Annotated in this window: 21 protein-coding genes and 2 tRNA genes; 12 read left to right on the forward strand and 11 right to left on the reverse strand. The window is 66.2% G+C overall.

The features are described 5' to 3' along the window. The first annotated feature begins 110 nt into the window (after positions 1-110). The 3 genes from AUL35_RS01220 (at position 111) to AUL35_RS01230 (ending at position 3,567) form a co-directional block, all read left to right on the forward strand. Positions 111-1,502, forward strand: a complete 1,392-nt coding sequence (locus tag AUL35_RS01220) for a trypsin-like peptidase domain-containing protein (protein ID WP_062011190.1) — start codon at positions 111-113, stop codon at positions 1,500-1,502. A 126-nt stretch (positions 1,503-1,628) separates the two neighbouring features. Next, on the forward strand, positions 1,629-2,987 hold the full coding sequence (locus tag AUL35_RS01225) for a hypothetical protein (protein WP_062011192.1): 1,359 nt from the start codon (positions 1,629-1,631) through the stop codon (positions 2,985-2,987). A gap of 103 nt (positions 2,988-3,090) precedes the next feature. Beyond that, positions 3,091-3,567, forward strand: coding sequence for a hypothetical protein (locus AUL35_RS01230; protein WP_062011194.1), 477 nt, complete (start codon positions 3,091-3,093; stop codon positions 3,565-3,567). 84 nt (positions 3,568-3,651) lie between these two features. On the opposite strand, the gene AUL35_RS01235 is transcribed toward AUL35_RS01230, so the two are convergent. Then, a tRNA-Pro gene (locus AUL35_RS01235) sits at positions 3,652-3,728 on the reverse strand. A 151-nt stretch (positions 3,729-3,879) separates the two neighbouring features. Here AUL35_RS01235 and AUL35_RS01240 point away from each other — a divergent pair. Next, a tRNA-Gln gene (locus tag AUL35_RS01240) sits at positions 3,880-3,954 on the forward strand. A 12-nt stretch (positions 3,955-3,966) separates the two neighbouring features. On the opposite strand, the gene AUL35_RS21910 is transcribed toward AUL35_RS01240, so the two are convergent. Beyond that, on the reverse strand, positions 3,967-4,224 hold the full coding sequence (locus AUL35_RS21910) for a hypothetical protein (protein WP_156417781.1): 258 nt from the start codon (positions 4,222-4,224) through the stop codon (positions 3,967-3,969). A 563-nt stretch (positions 4,225-4,787) separates the two neighbouring features. Here AUL35_RS21910 and AUL35_RS01250 point away from each other — a divergent pair. The 4 genes from AUL35_RS01250 (at position 4,788) to AUL35_RS01265 (ending at position 9,328) form a co-directional block, all read left to right on the forward strand. Continuing rightward, a complete protein-coding gene (locus AUL35_RS01250; protein WP_062011198.1) occupies positions 4,788-6,560 on the forward strand; it encodes a DEAD/DEAH box helicase in 1,773 nt (590 codons plus the stop codon). A gap of 222 nt (positions 6,561-6,782) precedes the next feature. Beyond that, positions 6,783-7,493: a metal ABC transporter ATP-binding protein gene (locus tag AUL35_RS01255; protein ID WP_062011200.1), complete on the forward strand. Its 711-nt coding sequence runs from the start codon at positions 6,783-6,785 to the stop codon at positions 7,491-7,493. Then, positions 7,490-8,362 carry a metal ABC transporter permease gene (locus AUL35_RS01260; RefSeq protein ID WP_062011202.1) on the forward strand — a complete coding sequence of 291 codons (873 nt, stop codon included), beginning with the start codon at positions 7,490-7,492 and terminating at the stop codon, positions 8,360-8,362. Before AUL35_RS01255 ends, AUL35_RS01260 begins: the two co-directional genes overlap by 4 nt. A 9-nt stretch (positions 8,363-8,371) precedes the next feature. Beyond that, positions 8,372-9,328 (forward strand): metal ABC transporter substrate-binding protein, encoded by a 957-nt coding sequence (locus AUL35_RS01265; RefSeq protein WP_244493630.1) that lies wholly within the window; start codon positions 8,372-8,374, stop codon positions 9,326-9,328. Positions 9,329-9,331: 3 nt separating this feature from the next. Here AUL35_RS01265 and AUL35_RS01270 read toward each other — a convergent pair whose 3' ends face one another. Next, a complete protein-coding gene (locus tag AUL35_RS01270) occupies positions 9,332-9,733 on the reverse strand; it encodes a hypothetical protein (RefSeq protein ID WP_156417782.1) in 402 nt (133 codons plus the stop codon). A 118-nt stretch (positions 9,734-9,851) separates the two neighbouring features. Then, positions 9,852-10,721: a rhodanese-related sulfurtransferase gene (locus tag AUL35_RS01275; protein WP_062011206.1), complete on the reverse strand. Its 870-nt coding sequence runs from the start codon at positions 10,719-10,721 to the stop codon at positions 9,852-9,854. 82 nt (positions 10,722-10,803) lie between these two features. Between AUL35_RS01275 and AUL35_RS01280 the strand changes: the two genes are divergently transcribed. After that, positions 10,804-11,658: an MBL fold metallo-hydrolase gene (locus tag AUL35_RS01280; RefSeq protein WP_062011208.1), complete on the forward strand. Its 855-nt coding sequence runs from the start codon at positions 10,804-10,806 to the stop codon at positions 11,656-11,658. Here the strand turns inward: AUL35_RS01280 and AUL35_RS01285 are convergent. Both AUL35_RS01285 and AUL35_RS01290 read right to left on the reverse strand, forming a co-directional pair. Beyond that, complete coding sequence (locus AUL35_RS01285) at positions 11,642-12,481, reverse strand: DUF1499 domain-containing protein (protein ID WP_082666011.1); 840 nt, start codon at positions 12,479-12,481, stop codon at positions 11,642-11,644. The two genes, AUL35_RS01280 and AUL35_RS01285, sit on opposite strands and share 17 nt — an antisense overlap. Positions 12,482-12,521: 40 nt before the next feature. Continuing rightward, positions 12,522-14,141 (reverse strand): long-chain-fatty-acid--CoA ligase, encoded by a 1,620-nt coding sequence (locus AUL35_RS01290; RefSeq protein WP_062011212.1) that lies wholly within the window; start codon positions 14,139-14,141, stop codon positions 12,522-12,524. Between the two features lie 119 nt (positions 14,142-14,260). Between AUL35_RS01290 and AUL35_RS01295 the strand changes: the two genes are divergently transcribed. Further along, positions 14,261-14,656: a hypothetical protein gene (locus AUL35_RS01295; protein ID WP_062011214.1), complete on the forward strand. Its 396-nt coding sequence runs from the start codon at positions 14,261-14,263 to the stop codon at positions 14,654-14,656. Between the two features lie 7 nt (positions 14,657-14,663). On the opposite strand, the gene ppdK is transcribed toward AUL35_RS01295, so the two are convergent. The 5 genes from ppdK to AUL35_RS01320 form a co-directional block, all read right to left on the reverse strand. Beyond that, complete coding sequence (gene ppdK, locus AUL35_RS01300) at positions 14,664-17,345, reverse strand: pyruvate, phosphate dikinase (protein WP_062011216.1); 2,682 nt, start codon at positions 17,343-17,345, stop codon at positions 14,664-14,666. 116 nt (positions 17,346-17,461) lie between these two features. Beyond that, complete coding sequence (locus AUL35_RS01305) at positions 17,462-18,142, reverse strand: DsbA family protein (RefSeq protein WP_374754474.1); 681 nt, start codon at positions 18,140-18,142, stop codon at positions 17,462-17,464. A 112-nt stretch (positions 18,143-18,254) separates the two neighbouring features. Next, on the reverse strand, positions 18,255-18,782 hold the full coding sequence (locus AUL35_RS01310) for a DUF721 domain-containing protein (RefSeq protein ID WP_062011220.1): 528 nt from the start codon (positions 18,780-18,782) through the stop codon (positions 18,255-18,257). After that, positions 18,779-19,984: an O-antigen ligase gene (locus AUL35_RS01315; protein ID WP_192847017.1), complete on the reverse strand. Its 1,206-nt coding sequence runs from the start codon at positions 19,982-19,984 to the stop codon at positions 18,779-18,781. The genes AUL35_RS01310 and AUL35_RS01315 overlap by 4 nt, the downstream gene beginning before the upstream one ends. Positions 19,985-20,004: 20 nt before the next feature. Then, on the reverse strand, positions 20,005-20,742 hold the full coding sequence (locus tag AUL35_RS01320) for a glycosyltransferase family 25 protein (protein WP_192847018.1): 738 nt from the start codon (positions 20,740-20,742) through the stop codon (positions 20,005-20,007). Between AUL35_RS01320 and mutY the strand changes: the two genes are divergently transcribed. After that, the gene (gene mutY / locus AUL35_RS01325; protein ID WP_244493631.1) at positions 20,720-21,895 is read left to right on the forward strand and encodes an A/G-specific adenine glycosylase; all 1,176 of its coding nucleotides are present in this window, start codon (positions 20,720-20,722) and stop codon (positions 21,893-21,895) included. The genes AUL35_RS01320 and mutY overlap by 23 nt on opposite strands. Beyond that, a complete protein-coding gene (locus tag AUL35_RS01330; RefSeq protein WP_062011226.1) occupies positions 21,892-22,497 on the forward strand; it encodes an HAD family phosphatase in 606 nt (201 codons plus the stop codon). The genes mutY and AUL35_RS01330 overlap by 4 nt, the downstream gene beginning before the upstream one ends. The last annotated feature ends 4 nt before the right edge of the window (positions 22,498-22,501 follow it).

The raw sequence follows: 22,501 nt of genomic DNA on the forward strand, positions 1-22,501 counted from the left end.
CGACCTTTCCGTCGCACGGGCGTCGAAGCCCGGACGCTCGTCTCCCTCGGCGGAGGAATGGGCGGCGAGCGCGAGCGATCCGCACCGCCGCGCTGCCAGTCGGACTGGCCTTGGCGCTGCTGGGTGGTAGCGCGCAGGCCGGTGCCGCCACGTCGTCCTCGCGTGCGGATCTCGTCGCCCGGGTTGCGCCCGCCGTCGTCTCGATCGTTGCGATTGGAAGCTCGCAGATGAACCCGGATGGCACCGAGACCGGGATCGTTCCACCCGCTCCCGCTCCGATCGGTTCGCGCAACTTCCGGCCGGCACCGTCGCCCCTCGTTCGAACGGCGACGGGCGGCGATATCGTCGTAGGGGCGGGTTTCCTCGTCGCATCGAGCGGCATCGTCGTCACGAATGGGCATGTGGTCGAGGGCGCCGGCGAAGTCGCGGTGCAACTCTCGGACAAAACCGCCTATCCCGCCAAAGTCGTCGGCGCCGACTCCAAACGCGATATCGCGGTCCTGCGCATCAAGGTTCCCCATGCCCTGGCTCACCTCCCCTGGGGTGACGCCTCGCGCTTGCGGGTCGGCGACGCCGTTCTCTTGTTCGGCGATGCGTTCGGGCTCGGTCCCTCGGTTTCCGCCGGCATGGTGTCGGCACTTGGTCGCGATCTCGGCGTCGGTCCCTTCGACGACTTCATCCAGCTCGACGCGTCACTGAACAAGGGCGCCTCGGGTGGCCCCGTCATCGATGAGGCGGGGCAAGTGGTCGGGATGGACACGGCCATCTACAGTCCGACGGGCTTCAGCGTGGGCGTGGGTTTCGCCACGCCCGTCGATCAGGTGCGCCAGTCCGTGGAAGCGATCCTGCGGTCCGGTCCACCACGCTACGGCTTCCTGGGCGTCGGGGTCGAAAGCCTGTCGCCGGATATCGCCGCCTCGCTGGGTCTGGCAGACGTACGAGGCGCCCTGATCGGTTCGATCACGCCCGGCTCCCCCGCGGCCCGCAGCGAACTTCGGCCCGCGGACATCGTGCAATCCGTCAACGGGCGCGCGATCCACAGTGCTGGCGATCTCTCCCGCGCCATCGCTTTGTCTCACCCCGGCGACTGGGCGGCGCTGGAGATACTGCGATCAGGACAGCGTCAGCATTTGAGCGTCGCGGTCGGCGATGCGACGTCGGTTGCCGGAGCCGGAGCCGGCGCCGACGCAGGCGTCGGCGGATTATCGCTTCCCTCCATTGGGGCGACTCTCTCGACGTCTCCGCCGGATAGTCACGCGCGACTCGCGGGAACCAAGGTGCTGGCGGTCGATGCTGGGTCCGCGTCCGAGGGAATCGGACTGACGGCCGGCGACGAGATCCTGTCCGTCAACCAGGTCCCGGTGCGCGTTGCGGGCGAAGTCCTAGCGCAGATTCGAGCCGCCCTTCGTCACAAGCGCACGTCCGTGCTCCTTTCGGTCCGCCGAGGAGACACCGAGGATCTCGCATTGCTGCCGATCGAAGCAGAAGGCGAGGCGGAATAGTTCGGAGCAGGATTACGATCCCGGATCGAGGCTGGACATTCGTACGCGTACGGATTGTCGCAGGCACCCAGTCGTGACAAGCTCGGCCGTCGCTTGCCTGATCTGGTGGATGGGGGTCGCCCGGACATGCGAAAGTCACTTCTGATTTCGGCCGTCCTTGTGGTGTCTTCCGCCCATGCCGAGGACATTCCCTTGCTTCCCGATCTGGCGGCGGTCGACCCCGCCTTTGCCGGCGGATTCAACCTCGGCGAGGGAAACGTCGGCGCCTTCAATCGAGGCACCGGCAACACCGGATATTTCAACGGCGGTTCGGGCAATGTCGGGCTCTTCAACGGCAACCAGAATGCCGACGCCAGCAGCGGCAACGGCAATATCGGCTTTTTCAACGGCAATCGGAACGGCGGCAGCCGGAACGGCAACGGCAACGAAGGTGTCTTCAACGGTAACCTGAACGGCTTCGCGAGCCGTGGGCCCAACGTCGGGAACGACAACGGCAACGACAACGACGGCGCGCTGAACGGCAACCTGAACGGCGCCTTCATCGACGGCGCCGATGCCGGAAACGGCAACGGCAACGCGAATGTCGGCACTCTCAACGGCAACAGGAACGGCAGCGGCGCGCCGGCCGGCGACGGAACGGACGTCGGAGGGACGTTCGCGACGAGTCTGGGCCCCTATGCGTCTGCGACCGGCTTCGCGTCCACGGGCGTCGGATCCTTCGCCTCGGCGTCGGGCTTCGCCGCGACAAGTCTCGGCCAGTTCTCGACCGCCGTCGGGTTCGCCACGACGGCAGTCGGACAGTTCGCAACCGCATCAGGTTTCGCGGCGACAGCCGTGGGGCAGTTCGGCGAGGCGAGCGGCTTCGCCTCGACGAGCGTCGGTCAATTCGCAACGGCGTCAGGGGCCGCCTCGACCGCGGTCGGGCAATTCGGCACGGCAGCGGGCGCCCACTCGACTTCGATCGGTCAGGCCAGCAGCGCCTCCGGCCGCGGAAGCGTCGCGATCGGTCAGGGAGCCGCCGCTCCCTTCGATCGCTCTATCGCCATCGGACAGGGCGTCAGCACGCAACGGCCCGGCGAGATCCGCATCGGGAACGAGGGCCAAAGCGTCGTGGTCCCTTCGCTCGCGACGGCTGCATCGGGAGGCGGCACACGGTTCGTGACGTCCGATTCCGTCGGGGGGTTGTCCAGCACGGCTTTCACGGTGGACGATGTTCTGACACGCATCGACCGGACGGGTGACCGCGCCAGCGAGGGCACGGCCTTGGCGCTCGCGGTCGGCGGTCTGTCCTTCCCGCCCGACGGCCGGAACTTCGCGCTCGCCGGCAACATGGCGACCTTCGATGGGCAAGGCGCAGCTGGGATGGGTTTCGTGGGTCGTCTCGCGGGTGAACCGACCTACGACGTCTTCATGAATGCCGGCGTCGGCGTCGGCTTCGACACGGGACGCGCGGGCGCACGGGTCGGTCTTGCGGTGGCTTGGTAGCGCCGCGCTCGCCGCGGCGTTCGGCTTGCTGTCGCTCACGACCGAACAAGCGGTCGCGCAAGCCGGCGGACCATGTGAGGCGCAACGCCAGGGTTGCGTCGCCATGGCACAGGACAACTCGCGCCTCGCCCTGACCCTGGTGCGTACGCTCTTCGTTGCGGTCGGACAGGCGATCGAGACGGGAAACTATTCTGTGCTGCGCGATCTCGCCGCGCCGGACTTCCGGCGTCGCTACTCGCAGACCGGACTCGAAACGGCTCTCGCCCCGCTTCGCGATGGTGCGTTCAGGCCGCAGGATGCCGTCCTTCTCGTGCCCGCCATCTCGTCGTTCCGGCGCGAAAGCGATGACAAGCTCCGAATCGTGGGGTCCCTCGCGATAGCGCCCGCTCCCCTCCGCTTCGACCTCCTCTTCCAGGACGTGGCTGGCTCATGGCAGCTGCTCGGCTTTCAATTCTCTCCCGAGCCCGCAGGCACCCCTGATCCGGACGATGGGGCCGAGGAGACCGCGCGCGACCGAACGAATGGAGCACACCCCGGCCATCGATCCGACGTAGGGGAGCACCGACGCCGGAAGCCCTGATCCGCGGTGCTGACGCGACGTCGCACGATGCCGAGCAACCGGAGCCAATTTCGACAAAGCTATGATTTGCACGTCAGGAAGTGTTGGTCGGAGTGGCAGGATTTGAACCTGCGACCCCCTCGTCCCGAACGAGGTGCGCTACCAGGCTGCGCTACACTCCGCGACCGACGCGGTGTATAGCCAAGGTCGCTCCGCGTTGCAACGGTCCTCGCCCATCTTCTTCGCCGACGAGCAAGATCACGCGACTGCGCGGAGCACATGTTGCAACGCCTCCTGCCCTCTCCTATAGGATCGAAACGCGGCGCGCGGTGTTGGGGCGTAGCCAAGCGGTAAGGCAGCGGTTTTTGGTACCGCCATTCCCTGGTTCGAATCCAGGCGCCCCAGCCATCCTTCCCGATATCATCGCTGCCTGACGACCGGCATAGTCGCCATGATGGCGATGAAACGGATGTTGGTCGAGAAGTTGGACGACGCCGTGTGCGGACAGGTATCCGGTGCTGGCGCGTCATCCCTCTTGATCTGGAATGAGCGCCGAGCATTCGGCTGCGAGACGCCGGTCTTGATGGTCGTCGTCACGTCGAACGAGGCGTTGCTGGAGTCGTCGATATGACGACAAGCGATGTGGAAGAACCGTCCATCAAACGCCGGCACTCTCATGAGGCCGGCGGCGGTTAGATCCGCAGCGGTCCTGCGAGCCGAAATCAGAGGCGGCGCCGTGACGGAAATCGAACCCTATGACGGTCGATCTGCCGCCATGCGGAATCTCGCTTGTGCGAAACTATTCCGGTCGGCGAGAGCGGCGTTCGCCGGTTGAAGAATCATAATGTTTTTGTCAGATTTGAATCAATCGAGTGTCACACAAGATGACGCCGATGCTCCATGGACGGGAGGAGAATCATGCGGCAGGACATTCTGAGTCCCTATCGCGGCCTTTGCTACGGGCTGACGATCTCGATGCTGTTTTGGCTGGTTGGATTGAACCTCGGGCTGGCGATGTAAGTCGACAGGCAATTTCGAGCCTCGCCAAACCGCAGCGAACGGTCTATAGGCTCCGCTTCGATCAGCGATATAGCGGTTGATTCCGCGCGCGGCTGACCAAGCCGCAGACCTTGGGCGTTGAACCGTTCGGGCATTCGTCGCTGCCCATCGAACGGGAAGCGGGGTCATGAACGACCCCGCATGGGTGCGTTAGTGCGTACCCTGGCTCAAGGATTCCACCAGTGCCCTTTCGCACCTCCTATCCCGCGCTCGCCGAGGCGCTCGCGGAACGTGGCTATGCCGATCCGACACCTGTTCAGGACGCGGTCCTCGAGTCGCAGGCTGAAGGCCGCGACCTCCTCGTGTCGGCGCAGACCGGTTCGGGCAAGACGGTCGCCTACGGACTTGCGCTCGGCAGCACCTTGCTAGCCGACGGCGGCCTGCCGCCGGCCGGCGAACCGCTGGCTCTCATTGTCGCGCCGACCCGCGAGCTTGCTCTTCAGGTCCAGCGCGAACTCGCCTGGCTCTACGAGAAGGCGGATGCCAAGGTCGTCACCTGCGTCGGCGGCATGGATCCACGCTCGGAGCAGCGTGCGCTGGCAAGGGGCGCCCATATCGTCGTCGGCACGCCGGGCCGTTTGCGCGACCACCTCGAACGCGGCCGGCTTCTGATCGGGAACCTGCGCGCGCTGGTACTCGACGAGGCGGACGAGATGTTGAACCTCGGCTTCCGCGAGGATCTCGAGTTCATTCTGGAGGCGACGCCCGCCGAGCGGCGGACGCTCCTGTTCTCGGCGACGCTGCCCAAGCCGATTGTCGCCATGACACGCCGCTACCAGCGCGACGCATTGCGCATCGAGGCAAGTGCCGGCACGTCGAGCCACGCCGACATCGAGTACCGCGCGATTCGCATCGCGCCGACCGAGACCGAGCTTGCCGTCGTCAACATGCTTCGGCAGGTCGAGGCACCGAGCGCGATCGTATTCTGCAACACCCGCGAGCAGGTTCGCCATCTCCATTCCGGCCTCCTGGATCGGGGCTTCGCGGCGGTCGCTCTTTCCGGAGAGCTGGGCCAGTCCGAACGCAACCAGGCGCTTCAGGCGCTTCGGGACGGACGCGCGCGGGTTTGCGTGGCGACGGACGTCGCGGCGCGCGGCATCGACCTGCCGTCCCTCGGGCTCGTCATCCATGCCGAGTTGCCGAACGACGCCGAAACACTCCAGCATCGCAGCGGCCGCACGGGTCGCGCGGGTCGCAAGGGCATCTCCGCCCTGCTCGTTCCGCTGTCGCGTCGGCGCAAGGCCGAGCGGCTTCTGGCGGAGGCTCATATCCGTCCGACCTGGAGCGGCGCGCCCCAGGCGGACGAGATCCGGGCACTGGACCGCGAGCGTCTTCTCTCCGATCCGCTCCTGACCGAGGAGGCCAGCGAGGACGATCTCGAGGTCGGCCGCGTCCTTTTGGAGCGCCGGCCGGCCGAGGAGCTGGCGGCGGCCCTTGCGCGGATCTACCGCATGCGCCTTCCCGCACCCGAGGATGTCTACGATCCCGGCTTCCAGTCGGAGCGCCCGGAGCGTGGCCGGGGTCCGAAGCCCACCCGCGAGGGTAACGAGAGCGCGCCGCGTCCGTCGCGGCGCAATGATGGACCGACCGTCTGGTTCAGGCTCGATATCGGCCGTCGCAACAATGCCGACCCCAAGTGGCTGCTGCCGCTTCTGTGTCGGCGTGGACGCGTGACGCGGGACGAGATCGGAGCGATCCGCGTCTTCGATCGCGAAACGAAGTTCGAGATCAGCGAAGCGGTTGCCGACAAGTTCGCGAACGCGGCTCAGGGCACCCTCGACGACATCACGATCAGCCGCTTCGAGGGTGAGGTTGGCACGCCCGAGCGTCGGGAGCGGACGGACCGCAAGCCGTTCAAGAAGGCCGATGGCCCGCGCGCGAAATCTTCGGCGCCCCGCGAAACGCAAGGCAAGGGCGGCGGCAAGCCGCGCCGACCGAAGGCCCGCAACGCCTGACGAAGGGAAACAGTTAGTCCAGCGCTGGACGTCTCCCGGTCTGGTCCTCACGCGATTCGGTGTTATGTTATAACAAGTCGAATCGCATGAGACCCGGACGATCCATGCCCGCCCACCTGTCCCGATCCATTCTTCGTAGCTCGGCTGCGCGCAGGGTTGGCATCGTCGCCCTTCCGCTCGCGGCGCTCTGGCTCGGCGTCTTCCTCGTGATGGCGAGTTGACATGACCAGTTCGATCGGACTGGAAGGCGTCTGCGTTAGGTTCGGCCGGACCGTCGCGCTCGAGCCCATGGACGCGACTTTCGCCCCCGGCTCGATGACGGCCGTCATCGGCGAAAACGGCGCGGGCAAATCGACCCTCCTGCGCGCAATCATGGGTCTCGTTCGCCTGACGTCCGGTCGCGTTCGCCTCGACGGCGTTCGTCGGCGGGACATAGCCTATCTCCCTCAGGCGCAGGAGATCGATCGCAGCTTCCCGATCGACGTGACGGACTTCGTCTCCTTTGGCGCATGGCCGCGGATCGGCCTGACGAGAAGCCTGTCCGCGACCGAGCAGCAAAAGCTGCTTGCCGCCATCGAAAGGGTTGGGCTTTTCGCCGAGCGCCAAAAGGCGATTGCACAGCTCTCCGGCGGGCAGTTCCAGCGGGCGCTTTTCGCGCGGCTGATACTTCAGGACGCGCCGATCCTTCTTCTCGACGAGCCCTTCGCCGCCGTGGACGCGAAGACCACTGCGGACCTGACGGGTCTGCTGCGCGGCTGGCACGCCGACGGCCGCACGATCGTCGCCGTGCTGCACGACATTGGCCTTGTGGAGCGGGAATTCGAGCGCACCATGCTGTTGAAGCACGGGCTCGTCGCCCATGGTCCGAGCCGCGTCGTCCTCGCCTCGGCCATAGCCGAGCGACAGGCGCGTGCGAGGCTCGTAGCGGCATGACCTTTTGGGATCTCGCTATCGCGCCGTTCATGGATTTCGGCTTCATGCGCCGGGCGCTTCTCGGATGCGCGGCGCTGTCGCTGGGCGCTTGTCCGCTGGGTGTGGTCCTCATTCTGCGGCGCATGAGCCTTGTCGGCGACGCGATGTCCCATGCGATCCTGCCAGGGGCGGCGGTCGGCTTTCTCGTGGCCGGGTTCTCGCTGTTCGCGATGGCGCTCGGTGGCCTCGTGTCCGGCCTTGTCGTGGCAGGTCTGGCCGGGCTCGTCTCGAGGTTCACCACCATGCGGGAGGATGCGAGCTTCGCCGCCTTCTACTTGGCCTCGCTCGGCCTCGGCGTCCTCTTGGTATCGTTGAAGGGGTCCAACGTCGATCTTCTGCACGTGTTGTTCGGCACGGTCCTGGCACTCGACGACAGCGCCCTTCTCCTGATGTCTGCAGTCGCAACCCTATCGTTGCTTCTCGTCGCCCTTCTCTACCGCGCCATCGTGGCGGCCTGCCTCGACCCGGCGTTTCTCCGAACCCTCGGTCCCGCCGGCGGTCTGGCTCACGGCATCTTTCTTCTGTTGGTCGTTCTCAACCTGGTGGGCGGGTTCCAGGCGCTCGGAACGCTCATGGTGATCGGCATCATGATGCTACCGGCCGCTTCCAGCCGCTTCTGGTCGGCAAGCGTGGCGGGGCAAATGGCGGTATCGGCCGCGATCGGCCTTGCGTCGTCCTTCGTCGGCCTTCTCGTCTCGTTTCATTACGATCTGCCCGCCTCGCCCGCGATCATCCTGTCTGCCAGCGTCGTCTATGTCGTGTCGCTCGTGGCGGGACATCGCGGTGGACTCGTGCGTCAGATCCTCGATCCCTCGTTTCAACGCGCATAGGAGCGACCCGTGAAGCATCTGCTAAAGCCGATCCTGGTGACGCTGCTCGTCGGCGTCTCGTCGGCCGCGTTCGCCCAGGAGCCGCTTTCCGTCGTCGCGTCCTTCTCGATCCTCGGCGACATGGTGCGCGAGATCGGTGGCGATCATGTCGCCGTGACGACGCTCGTCGGGCCCGACGCCGACGCGCATGTGTTCGAGCCGTCGCCCCGAGACACGCGCGCTCTTCGCGACGCAAAACTCCTCGTGACGAACGGGCTGCAGTTCGAAGGCTGGCTGCCGCGCCTGTCGGAGACGAGCGGGTTCACCGGCGAGACGGTCGTGGCTTCGAACCAGGTCACCGCGCGTCGATTCTCGGAGACAGACGGGCATGAGGAGGAGCACGAAGCAGCGGTTCCCACGCCTCATGGTCACGCCGACGAGCACCATGACCACGGCACGCTGGACCCCCATGCGTGGCAGGATCTTCGCAATGGCGTACTTTATGTCAGGGCGATCGCCGATGGTCTGGCGAAGGTCGATCCCGATCACGCTGGCGACTACCGTGCACGCGCATCGAGCTACACCGCGCGTCTGACCGCGCTGGACGCGTCGATCCGTCAGGAATTGTCCACCATTCCGGCCTCCGAGCGCACGGTCGTCACGTCGCACGACGCGTTCGGCTACTTCGCGCAGGCCTACGACATCCGCTTCGTCGCGCCGGAGGGCGTCTCGACCGAGTCCGAAGCCTCCGCTTCGGACGTCGCCGCCATCATCCGGCAGATCCGCGACGAGAAGATCAAGGCCGTGTTCGTCGAAAACATCACGAACCCGAAGCTCCTCCAGCAGATCGCGGGCGAGACGGGCGCCGCGATCGGCGGGTCGCTGTTCTCGGACGCCCTGTCCGGTCCTGGCGGTCCGGCGCCGACCTACGAGCAGATGTTCCGCTACAACGCCGAGACGATCCTGCGCGCCCTCAAGACGAGCTGACGCTCAGCTGCAGACCGAGCGATCGAGAAAGAGCGACGACATCGCTCCGGTCTGGACATAGCGATACTCGACGGAAGTGAGTTCCCGTTTGCGCAAGGCAGCACGCCATGCGTCGCATTTATCGTCTCGGTCGCCGTCCCGCACGGCGGCGAGGTCGAGCCGGTCGTCCACGGCCAGGCGCAGCGTGAGGCGGTTGCCGTCGAATTGCACGTCTTCGAGAACGGATCCGTTCGCCATGTCCTGCGGAAGATTGTGGCGCATGTCGAGGATACGACCCGGGACGTCGCGCGCATCCGTCATCCAGGACATGCCTTCCGAGGTCTGCCAAGCGGTCAGCAACGCGGCAGTGCCGCCGAGGCCAAGCAATCGGATGAGTTGCCGACGTGGTTGACGTAGTGCGCTCATAACGACTCCGCTGATTCCGGGTCCTTCGCGCCAACGGAAGTAGTTCCCGGGATGTTGCGGGGCAATAGCTGCAGAGCGGGATAAAACGGAGTTAAGCTCGGTCGCGGCTAACCGCAGCTCAGGTCATCTCGCGATGGCGACGACGCAGTCGTTCTGCCCGTTCCGTGCTGAGCCGCGATCGGCAGCGTGGACAGGAAACGCCCGGCTCGTAGTCTGCGGACTGCCGAGCCTCCTCGTCGATCGGCCCACCGCATCCGAAGCAACTGTCCCACCGAGCGCGCGCCAGGTCATGGCCCAGCGCCGTCCGGCCATCGAAGACGAAGCAATCACCCTTCCACCGCGTTTCCTGCGTCGGCACATCCTCGAGATAGCGAAGGATACCGCCGTCGAGTTGGGCGACGTCACTGAAGCCCCGCGCGAGCATGTAGGACGAGGCCTTCTCGCAGCGGATGCCGCCGGTACAGAACATCGCGACACGGCGATGCCGCGCGGGGTCGAGTTCGCGGTCGACGAAGTCCTTGAAGTCCGTGAACTGGTCGATGGGTGGAACGACCGCGCCCTCGAACGTTCCGATCTCCGTCTCGTAGCGGTTTCGCGTGTCGAGGACGAGGACGTCGGGATCGTCGACCAGTTGGTTCCATTCCGCTGCCGAGACGTGTCGCCCGGTCCGCTTGGTCGGATCGGCCTCGGGCGCCCGCAGGGTGATGATTTCGGGTCGAACACGCACCCGCAAGCGCTTGAATGGGGCGCTGTCGGCGACCGAGCGCTTGATATCGCCATCGCGAAGGCCGAAACGCTCACGAAGTTTCGAGACGAGCGCCTCGACCTCTTCTGGTCCCCCGGCGACGGTGCCGTTGATTCCCTCTTCCGCCAGGAGAATCGTCCCGATCACACCGGCCGACCGGCAGAATGCGTCGAGGTCATCTCGGTCAGACCCGGGGTCCGAAAGGGCGACGAAGCGATAGAAGGCGGCCACGGCATAGCTCATGCGGCTTCATAAATCCTCGATTCGCGCGAGACCAGACGGAACGACGCTTCCAACTCCGCGTCGCGAGCGTTAGGTGGGCGCCATGAGCCTTCCCCTGGAACTGCAGTTCGAGCCTCGCCACGGCGACGCGGTTCCGGTCGCGCCGGGTGTCCATCGCGTCACCGCGCGCAATGCCGGCCCGATGACTTTCCACGGTACGAACACCTATCTCGTCGGCTCCGACGATCTGGTGGTCATCGATCCCGGCCCCTCGGACGATCGGCACCTTGAAGCGCTGCTGGCGGCGATCGCCAACCGCCCGGTGACCGCGATCGTTCTGACCCACGGTCATCTGGATCACTCCGCCCTCGCTCGTTCCCTCCAACGAAACGTCGATGCACCGATCCTCGCGTCTGCGGCCTATGCTGGCTCGAAGGACGGTGACCTCGCGGATCACCAAGTGCTGTCACTCGGCAGCGCCACGTTCGAGGTTGTGGCCACGCCGGGGCACACGGCGGATCATGTCGCCTTCGCTCTGCGGGGAGCTTCGCTTCTCTTCTCCGGCGACCATGTGATGGCATGGTCCACCACCGTCATCGCACCGCCGGACGGCCGCATGAGCGACTATATGGCGTCGCTGGATCGCCTGATGCCGCGACGGGAGACGCGCTACCTGCCGGGGCACGGCGGACCGGTCGAGCGTCCACAGGTGCTGCTTCGCGCACTGCGAACCCATCGGCGAATGCGTGAGGCGGCGATCCTCAACCGGCTGGCGACCGGTCCGGCGGAGGCTGGTGCGATCACGGCGGACCTTTATCGCGGCATCGAGCCGGCGCTGCGGAAAGCCGCGACGTTATCGGTGCTCGCCCATCTCGAGGATCTGACGGAAAAGCGCAGGGTCACGCGGCTCGGCGAAGTCTTCGCGCTCGTCGATGAACCGGCTACTCCTCCGGTGTGACGCCTTCCAGCACGTTCATCGCATCCTCGAGCCGCGCCATGAAGCCCTCGATGATGCGGCGGTTCTGGCCGAGATCGAGCGGAAGGGTTCGCGACCTCGACGTCATGTCGACATAGGTCTCGCCGTTCTCCTCCTGGATGCGGACGACGACGTCGCTCTTGAAGCCGAAAATCGGGACGGTCGCGACCCCTTGGATCGTGTAGTCCGTGGCGTCGATGCCTGCGAAGCGATCGAAGGGCTCTTCCGGATCGACGCTGTCGCGCGGTGTCGGAATCGGTGCCGCGACGAGGCCGCTGACGCCGAGATCGCCGTCCGAGGGCCTTGCGAGACTTGATGTCGCGACATCGACGATCCGGATACCGCTTCCCTCTAGGGCCGTGCGAGCGGCTCCGTAGACGGTCGATGCCGTAGCCTGGAAGTCGCGTCCGACGAGAGGTCTGGTGTCGTCCCCGCTCGCACCTGCCGGAACGGCCTGATCGAGACCCGTCGTGGCAGCCGAGTTGCCCGTCGGGTATTGTGTGTAGAGCCAGGCTGCGACCGCGAACGGAGCGGCGGCGATGAGCGCGATGGCAAGCGCCGCCGTGGCACGGCCGCCACCGTGTCTCCCACTGTGCCAAACGATAATGCAGGCCATGAGCGCCAGGACGAAACCAGCCGAGACGAGCGCGGCGGCGAGCGCGAAACTCCACGACAGCGAGGTTTCGTCCAGAACCGCCAGACGGAACAGAACGACCGCGCTGACCATGACCGCCGGCGCAAACATGGAGAAGGCCCAGGCCCAACCAGCGGTTCTGGTCCGCCCGACGATATAATGGCCTGCCATGCGCTTCTCGGCTCCGAACGTCCGACTCTATCCTATCAGGTCAGGCGGCGGGAAGACGATAGTCGCGGAAACGATCGCGAAGCGTCGTCTTCTGGATCTTGCCCGTCGCGGTGTGAGGGATCTCGTCGACGAAGACGACGTCGTCCGGCATCCACCAGCGCGCGACCCGGCCATCCAGGAAGCGCAGGAGCTCGTCCCGCGACACGTCGCAGCTTGGCTTGCGCACCACGACGAGGAGCGGCCGCTCGCCCCAGCGGTCATGTGCGACGCCAATCACGGCGGCTTCCGCGACGGCCGGATGCCCGACGGCCAGGTTCTCGAGATCGATCGAGGAGATCCATTCGCCGCCGGACTTGATGACGTCCTTGGCGCGGTCGGTAATCTGCATGAAACCATCCGGGTCAATGTGGGCGACATCGCCCGTATCGAACCAGCCGTCCTTGTCGAGAACGTCGCCATGCCCGTGATAGGCAGTCGCGATCGCGGGTCCCTTCACCATGAGCCGGCCGAAGGTCCGCCCGTCGCGCGGAAGCTCGGCGCCGTCGTCGCCGACGATGCGCATCTCGACGCCGAAGGGCGCGCGTCCCTGCTTCTGCTTCAGGGCAAGCTGGTCGTTGCGTGACAGATCCGCCGTATCGGCGCTCATGACGTTGAGCGTGCCGAGCGGGCTGAGTTCCGTCATGCCCCACGCATGGACGACCTCGACCCCGTAGCGCGTTTCGAATGCCTCCGTCACGACACGCGGGCAGGCAGCGCCGCCGATCACGACGCGGCGCAGATCCGGCAGATCCGAACCGCTCGCCTCGAGATGCTGCAGCAGCGCGAGCCAGATCGTCGGAACGGCCGCACTGAAAGTCACGCGTTCCTCGCGCAGGAGCGTACCGATCGACGCTCCGTCGAGCTTCGGCCCCGGCATGACGAGAGATGCGCCGACCATCGGCGCGGAAAAGGCGATCCCCCACCCGTTCGCGTGAAACAGCGGCACGACCGGCATGACCCGATCGCGCGAGGACAGGTTCATCGCGTCCGGCTGGATCGCGATCAACGAATGGAGGACGTTGGAGCGGTGCGAGTAGACGACGCCCTTCGGCATGCCGGTCGTGCCGGATGTGTAGCACATGCCGGCGGCATCCCCTTCCGCCACGGCGACCCAGCTGAAATCCTCGTCCCCTTCCGCGAGGTAGTCCTCGTAAGCGACGAGGTCGAGCGTCGAGTCGGGCAAGTTCTCCCGCTCGCAGAGCACGACGACCCGCCTGAGGCCGGACAGCTTTGGAACCAGCGCCTCGATCAACGGCACGAAGGTCAGGTCCGCGAAGATCATGCGATCGTCCGCGTCGTTCATGATCCAGGCGATCTGGTCGGGGAAGAGCCTGGGGTTGAGCGTGTGATAGACCGCGCCGGCTCCCACGATGCCGTACCAGCATTCGAGATGGCGCCAGGTGTTCCAGGCCATCGTGGCGATGCGCTCGCCCGGCGTGATGCCGTCACGCACCAAGCGGCTGGCCAGTCGCAACGCGCGACGGCGCACCTCGGCGTAGGTCGTTCGATGCATCGGCCCCTCGACGCTGCGCGAGACCACTTCGCGTCGTCCATGGTGCTCCGCCGCATGATCGATGACCTTCGTGCAAAGCAGCGGCCAGTCCTGCATCAGTCCTTGCATGCGGAACGCTCCTCCCGGTTCGGCGTTTTCTCGCCGATCATTTCATGCGGGTCAGCGTGCCGCTGGTGTGTCCGTGTGTCCAGCGCCCGCCGCCCGCGAACGACCTTCGCGGAGAGGGTATGGCCGACAACCTCACCCCACTCGTCCGCTCGCCGGAGCTCCTGCGTACAGGCGACCCCTTCGCGGCGCTCGACTTCCAGCTCCGGCTGGACTTGAGCGACGTCGAACACCGGTCTTTCGAGGAATGCGTGCGTGACGCCGCTCGTGCCGCTGGCGGAACGCTGCTGTTCGAGATGCCGGACGGCCTGATCGCCGACGGCATCGAACGCGTTGCAGCCGTCTCGCTTCCCGGCGGCGGCAAGGACGTCCTCGTTTTCGCTGGGCTTGAAGCCGGCGAGAAACGCATTCGGCTCATGGGGCGCGAAGAAGTCGGCGAACGCTTCTTCGGCTTCGCCAACGCCTATGTCAGCCTTCTCAAGCGACTCGAGAACAAGCTTCTAACCGGCTCTGCCTGACGATGTTTCAACCTCGACTTCGTGTCTTGGGCGAAGACGCCGTGCGCATCGCGCGCTCGAAGCGGATGGCGGCCTGCGCGGCAGCCAGCCGCGCGATCGGAACGCGGTAGGGCGAGCAGGAAACGTAGTCGAGCCCGGTTTCCTCGAAGAACGCGATCGAGGTCGGATCGCCACCCTGCTCGCCACAAACGCCGAGCGAGATATCGGGCTTGGTTCGTCGCGCCCGCTCGACACCCAGCGCAATGAGTTGTCCCACGCCCTCGACGTCCAGCGATTGGAACGGATCGCGATCCATGATGCCGAGGCGCTGATAGGTGGACAGGAAGTTCGCCGCATCGTCCCGAGAGATACCGTAGACGGTCTGCGTCAGGTCGTTCGTGCCGAACGAGAAAAAATCGGCCGCCTCGGCAATGCTGTCGGCCCGCACGATCGCGCGCGGAAGCTCGATCATCGTCCCCACGAGATAGGTGAGGTTGCGTCCCTGCTCGGCCATGACGAGTTCGGCGATCTCGTCGACCCGCGCCTTCACGAAGTCGAGCTCTTTCCGCAGGCCGACGAGCGGCACCATGATCTCGGGAACGACGGCCTTGCCCTTGCGCTGCCCGGCCTCAAGCGCCGCCTCGAAGATCGCGCGCGCTTGCATCTCGACGATCTCGGGATGCGAGACGGCCAGACGGCAGCCGCGATGGCCGAGCATCGGATTGAACTCCTGCAGAGATTGCAGGCGCTCCGCGACGACGCCCTCGGTGATGCCGAGCGTTCGGGCGGTATCGGTGATTTCCTGTTCGCCCTTGGGTAGAAACTCGTGGAGGGGCGGGTCGAGAAGGCGGATCATGACCGGTAGTCCCGCCATGATCTCGAAGAGCTCGATGAAGTCGGAGCGCTGGATCGGCAATAAGCGGTCGAGCGCCGAACGACGCCCCTCCTCGTCGCTTGCCATGATCATCTCGCGCATCACGCGAATGCGCTCGCCCTCGAAGAACATATGCTCGGTTCGGCAGAGGCCGATGCCTTCGGCGCCGAAGGCACGGGCGGCGCGAGCCTCTGCCGGGGTTTCGGCGTTCGTGCGCACTCGCATGCGCCGCGCCCGGTCCGCCATCGACATGAGGGTCGCGAAATCGCCGGTCAGCGTTGGACGCCGCAGCCTTGCGGCACCGGCGATCACGTCGCCGGTCGTGCCATCGATTGTCAAAGGATCGCCGAGCTGAAAGCTCCGTCCCGCCGCGATCAGGGTCTTTCCGTCCTGCGTGATGCGAAGGGAGCCGGCACCCGTCACGCAGGGCTTCCCGATCCCGCGCGCAACCACGGCCGCGTGGCTCGTCGTGCCACCTCGTATCGTCAGGACACCTTCCGTCACGTGCATGCCATGCACATCTTCGGGCAGCGTCTCGTTGCGCACCAGGATCGAGCGCCGGCCCTCGGCGGACAGCGCGATGGCCTGTTCCGCGGTGAAGACGATCTCGCCCGTGGCAGCGCCCGGTGAGGCCGGCATGCCTCGAGCGACGACATGCGTGTCCTCGTTGCGCTCGATCGTCGGGTGCAGGAGCTCGTCGAGCGAAGCCGGGTCGATGCGCAGAAGCGCCTCTTCCTCGGTGATGGCGTTTTCGCGCGTCATCTCGACCGCGATCCGCACCGCCTCGCCGACGGCGCGCTTGGCCGGCCGCGACTGCAGAAGGAAGAGCTCGCCGTCGCCGACCATGAAGTCGAGCTCCGCCGCGTCGCCGATATGGCTCTCCACCCGCCTCACATAGTCGGAGAGCGCCGCAAGATCGCCCGGGAAGCGACCCTCCTCGTTGCCGCTCAGGTCCGCGAGGTCGAGGACATCGGAGAGAATGCCGATCGAGTCGCCGTTCCCCCGCCCGCCCAGCGTGAACTCGCCGGCAAGGCGCGGCTCGCCCGACTTCAAGTCGCGCGAGAGCGCGCGGCCCGTCCCCGACTTCTCGCCCCGCTCGTTGAAGATCATTGCGTGGACGGTGACGGCGAGGCCCGCGTTTTCGGCAATGCCGTGAACCATGCGGAAGGCGCGAGCGACAGGGTTGCGCCAACTTGCGAAGGCCGCTTCGACGACGTCGTAGAGCTGCTGGAGCGGCGTCTGCGGAAGCGGAGATCCGCATTCGGCCTCGACGAACTCGAGATAGGCGACGACCAGAGCGCGCCAGTCGACGATCGAGTGGGGCTCCACACCGGTCCATCCGGCGCGCTCCCGCTCGCGGTCGGTCACCTCGTCGAACTCGCCGGGATCGAGTCCATGGACGAGCGCGCAGTAGCTTTCGATGAAGCGGCGGTAGGAGCGGAAGGCGAAGCCGAGGTCGCCGAGCTCGCGCGCCAGACGCTCCACCGTCCGCGAGTTCAGCCCGACGTCGAGAACCGTGTCGGCCAGTCCAGGCATGACGTTGCGTGCGCCTGTCCGGACGGCCAGAAGCAGCGGGCGCTCGGCACCGTCGAAGGTACGGCCCGTGACCCCTTCCAGCCACTCGACGCTGGACAGGATCTCGTTGCGCAAAGCTGGCGGAAGGCCCGAGGTCCCGGCCTCGCGCCAGGCACTGGTCGAGATCGTGAAGCCGGGGGGCACCGGAAGATCGAGCGCCGCGAGAACAGCGAGGTTCGAACCCTTCAGCCCAAGCGCTTCCGGCGCATCGACCGTGCGATCCGCGTGTCCGCGATTGAACGTAAAGAGTCGCTTGGCCATCGGTGTTCGATCGGAAACAGGAGCTGGGGCGCGTTAAGGCCACCAGCCCGCTTGTTTCTAGGGGATCATGACCGTCGCGCCAATTGTTGCGATGCCAAAAAACGCTCGGCCAGGGTTCAGAGGTGCTTTTCGATCACGGCCGCCATCTGCTCGGGCGACAGCGCACCGGCATACTTGTCGCCGTTCACGAAGAAGGTCGGAGTCGCGCTGACGCCGAAGTCGTTCTGTCCCGCCGCCTGAACGGCGACGACCTTGGTCTGAAGGTCGGAGTTCGAGAGGCAAGCCTTGAACTGGTCCTGCGACATGCCGGAAAGCTGGGCGATCTTCAAAAGAGCGACGGAGGCGTTCTCCGCGCCGGCCCATTCGCGCTGCTGATCGAACAGGACGTCGACCATTGCGGTGCGCTTGTCGTCTCCCGCGCAACGCGCCAGCATGAAAGCTGCCAGGGCGCGAGGGTCAAACGGAAACTCGCGCAGGATGAACTTCGCCTTGCCGGTGTCGACATAGTCGCGCTTGATGGTCGGCCAGGTTTCCGAGTGGAAGTCCCGGCAATGGCTGCAGGTCATCGAGGCGTACTCGATGATTGTCACCTTGGCATTCGGGTCACCCAGAACGACGTCAGGCAGCGCCTGCGGCGCGAGAAGCTTCGCGACGTCCGCCGTTCCCTCGGGAGCCGGCGCCTCGGCAGCGGCAGCGGTGGGAGCGGCTGCCGGCGCGGTCTGGCTCCAGGCCGCCGACGATCCGAGGGCGAGAAGAAGAGCTCCGGCGGCCGCGCCGGTGAGGGTATTGCGGAACATGGCGAGCATGAAGCCCTTCCTGATAGGGTTCGAGTCGTTTCGACCTAATCGATGATTGCGACGATTCCAACGCCGCCGTGCCCAGATGAACGAAGCGTAAGGCGCTCGCCGTTCAGCTTTGCGTGTTCCGGTTCGCCGCGTTGCGACCGAGCACGGTCTCGCCGTATCGCTCGAGTGCCGAGCGGAGCCTCGGGCTGTCGATCCTCGCCGTCGCCTCGGCGATATCGCGGCGCTGCGCGGTATCCAACGGCGCTCGCGGCAGCTTGCGGTCTGGCCTGAGGCGCAGGATGGGCTTCTGGACGATGCGCAGCTTGGCGACGGCGGGATAGCCGAAGAAGGCATTCACGCGAGCCAGCACCTCGTGCGTCTCATGTTGGAGACGAAGAACGAAGGCACCTTCGCACGCGACAACAAGCGTCGCGGGTTCAGCGGTCTCGTCATCTCCCTGCCGCGATGGCCAGATCAGCTTCTCGGGCCGGCAACCCTCCTGCAGCCGGACGCCCGCGATCTCGGGCCAGGACTGGATGAGGGCCGCGTTCATTCCCGCCTTCTTCGCGACGATCGGGTCCACCAGCGCGGCGATCAGGTCGCCCAAGGGGCGCGCGCCCCGCCGCGTTCGGCTGAATTCCTCGTTCTTCATGCTCGCGTCCTCGCAGCCGTCCGCCTTGCTCCGGTCAGCATGCAGGACATGACGCCGAACAGGCTGATCAGCGTCCATTCGTTGAGAAGGACGCCATGGAACGAGCCGAAGATAGCGAAGAAAATGACGAGAAGCACGGCTGTCGAACGGAAGCGCTGGCTGCGCGGGGCACTGGAGACGGCGGCCAGAAAGGACGCGAAGGTTGCCATCATCAACGCGACGCTGACGAGCCCGCTGGAGAGCGCCTCGTCGAGCAGCATGTTGTGAAGGTGCTGGTAGTAGGTCACCATGAAACCGTTGCGTCCGGCCTTCTCGCCGGCCGCCTCCATGCGGTGGGTTCCGCCGACGCCGAGCAAGGGGTGCTCCCGCAGAACCTGCCATCCGGCGGACCACATGACGACGCGCGTATCCACCGATCCCGCCGCTATGCCGGTGCGCTCGAAGGTCTGGTATTCGGCGATGCCGGCGTCGATCCGGTTCTGCACGACGTAAGCCGCGCCAATCCCGACGCCGAGTGCGACGATAAGCGCCCCCGCCATGCCTCCGCCGGTGCGTAGCCATGCCGGTCGCCGTCCACGCGCGAGACTGGCGGCGTCGGCGACGAGAACGAGAAGAACGATGCCGAAGGCCGCACGCGTTCCGCTGAGGAGAACCGGAACGACGACGAGGTAGGACCACCACCGCGCATTGGGCAGCCAACGCAGCGGATGGCGGACCTCGAGCCGGGCGGCCAGGGCGACCACGCCGATGACGAAGGCGAAGATCGCCTCGTTGCCACCAAGGCCGACACGCTCCTCGCCGCCGAGATACGCCAGCGGGGCGATGACCGCCAGCAGCACGAGCCCGATCCGCGCCCCGTTCGCGACCGCGCCGATAGGATCGCGCACCAGGGCTAGCCCGAGCGGCAGGAAGGCGACCGCCAACTCGATGCCGGCATAGGAAAGCGTCCGATTGCCGGAGATCGGCTCGCCACGCAGGAGGCTGAGACCGATCTGCCAAACGGCCCAGGCGACGAGGAAGCCGGTGAAGACGGGCGGCGCGGCCCTCCACGAGCGGGGCCTGCCCAAGCCTAGATAGATGCCGCAGGCGACGAAGATCAGGAAACCGACCTTGCCGAAGGACAGAAGCAGGCCGAGACAGGTCACGGACGCCGCCAACACCCAAGGGTCGATCCAGCGGCGCGCCAGGAGAGTTCGGCGCACGAGGCCTCTCGCGCGACCCGTCATGAACGCGACGCCTCGGCCATGCGCCGGACGAGTTCGCCGGCTCGAAACATCAGCGTCGGCCACCTTCGGAAAAGCGGCAGCTTCATTGCGGCATAGCGCTGACCATCGCGCGTAAGGCTCGTCTTGGAGTGCGTGGAGAAGCCCACGAGGTCCGGGCGGATGTCGAGGGTCCGCAGCCCCGTCGCCCAGCCACGTTCCAAGGCCACGTCGAAAGGCAGGCGCATCGGCGTCAGCGCATCGCGTAGCCGACTGGCGGCGGTTCTGCGCACGATATAGGCGGCGGCACTCCCCGTCGGACCGAAGAGCGGGCGGATCAGTCGGCGTTCGCCGGCGAGCTCGCGCACGATGCGATGGCGCACCTTGCGATGATGGGCGAAGCGCACGACGTCCCAGTCGTCCCGATCCGCGAGCGCCTTTAGAACCTCCATCAGCTCCGGCTTGAGGATGACGTCGTCCTCGAATACGACGCCCGCATCGCAGTCCTGATGTGCAATCGCATCAAGCGCCGCCAGATGACTGACGTAACAGCCATATTCGCCCGCAAGCGGCTGCTTGCCGTGCCACCGCAGGAAGGTCGGAAGATCGAGGATCTCACGCTCGCCAGTCGGCACGCTCTTCCCATCCACGGCGGCGACCCGTATCAGATCCAAGCCCAGTGCCGCGGCCTGCTCGCGCATATGGCCAAGCCGCTCGGGCGAACGATCCAAGTTGATGACGAAGAAGCTGATGCGCAACGGCACGATCCCGGCACAGGAACCGGCGGTCCCGCTCAACGCGTCGGATGGACGCGGCTCGGAGCCAAGTCAAGGCGGCAGCACCTCCGTGGCGCTCCTAGCCTGGTACGACAGGCACGCGCGATCCCTTCCCTGGCGCGTCTCGCCCGCTGACCGGCGCACCGGTATCCGTTCCGACCCATATCGCGTCTGGCTGTCGGAGGTCATGCTCCAGCAGACGACGGTGGCGGCAGTGAAGGACTATTTCCGCCGCTTCACCGAGCGCTGGCCGCGCGTCGAGGATCTGGCGGCCGCTGAGGATGCCGAGGTGATGGGTGCCTGGGCGGGGCTCGGATATTATGCGCGTGCCCGCAACCTCCTGGCCTGCGCGCGGACCGTGACGCTCCAGCATAACGGTCGCTTCCCGGAGACGGCCGCCGGACTGCGGGATCTTCCCGGCATCGGCGACTATACCTCGGCCGCGATCGCGGCGATCGCCTTCGACGAGCCCGCCGCGGTGGTCGACGGAAACGTCGAGCGGGTCGTGACCCGGCTTAAACTCATCGAAACGCCGCTGCCGGCCGCGCGCCGGCAGATCCGCGTCGAGGTCGAGCGCCTGACGCCTCTGGAGCGGCCGGGCGACTTCGCGCAGGCGATGATGGATCTTGGCGCGACGATCTGCACACCGCGCCGCCCGGCCTGCGTCCTCTGCCCGATTTCGGCCGAGTGCCTTGCACGGCCGGCGGGACGTCAGGAGGAGTTTCCACGCAAGGCGGCGAAGAAAGCCAAGCCGAACAGACGTGGCGCGGCTTTCGTGGCGCGGCGGCCGAGCGACGGAGCGGTCTGGCTGCGCCGCAGGCCCGACAAGGGCATGCTCGGCGGCATGGCGGAACCGCCGACGACCGATTGGTCGTCCCGCCACGACGGCGTTACCGGAATCGAGGGAGCGCCCTTCGCAGCCGAGTGGGAGCCGGCCGGCACCGTGGCCCACGGCTTCACCCATTTCGACCTTCAACTCGAAGTCTACCGCGCGGAGATCGACGAGGCTGATGATTGCGACGGCTGGTGGGCGCCTCCCGAGCGCATCGACGACGAGGCGCTGCCGACCCTCATGCGCAACGCGATCGCAGCCGCCTTCCCGCTTCTTTCCGCCAGAAGGATACGCCGCTCATGACAGTCTCGCATGTCGTCTTCGATATCGGCCGCGTTCTCGTGCACTGGGATCCAGAACTTCCCTACCGCCGCCTGATACCGGACGAGGCGGAGCGCCGTCGCTTTCTGGACGAGATCTGCAACCACGCCTGGATCGTGGAACAGGATCGCGGGCGAGCGTGGGCCGATGCCGAGGCGGAGCTCGTCGCGCGCCATCCGCAACATGCCGACCTGATACGGGCCTTCCGCCGCCACTGGCGCGAGATGGTGCCGCATGCCTATCCCGAGACGGTCGCGATCTTCCGCCGGCTGATCGCGAACGGGGTGGACGTCACGCTGCTCACGAACTGGGCCGCCGACACCTACGAGGAGGCATCGCCGGACTTCGAGTTCCTCCGTGAGGCGCGGGGCGTCACGGTGTCGGGGCGCGTGCGTTTGATCAAGCCGGATATCGCGATCTACGATCATCACGCGCGAACCTTCGGTCTCGACCCGGCCCGGACGCTCTTCATCGACGACAGCCCCGCGAACGTCGAGGGCGCCCGCGAGGCTGGCTGGCAATCGGTTCTATTCGTATCGCCCGAGCGACTGGAGCAGGACCTCGCGGCCTTCGGGCTGCTTTAGACGC

Origin of the sequence: Aureimonas sp. AU4 (assembly GCF_001463765.1) — a bacterium.
Lineage (GTDB): Bacteria > Pseudomonadota > Alphaproteobacteria > Rhizobiales > Rhizobiaceae > Aureimonas.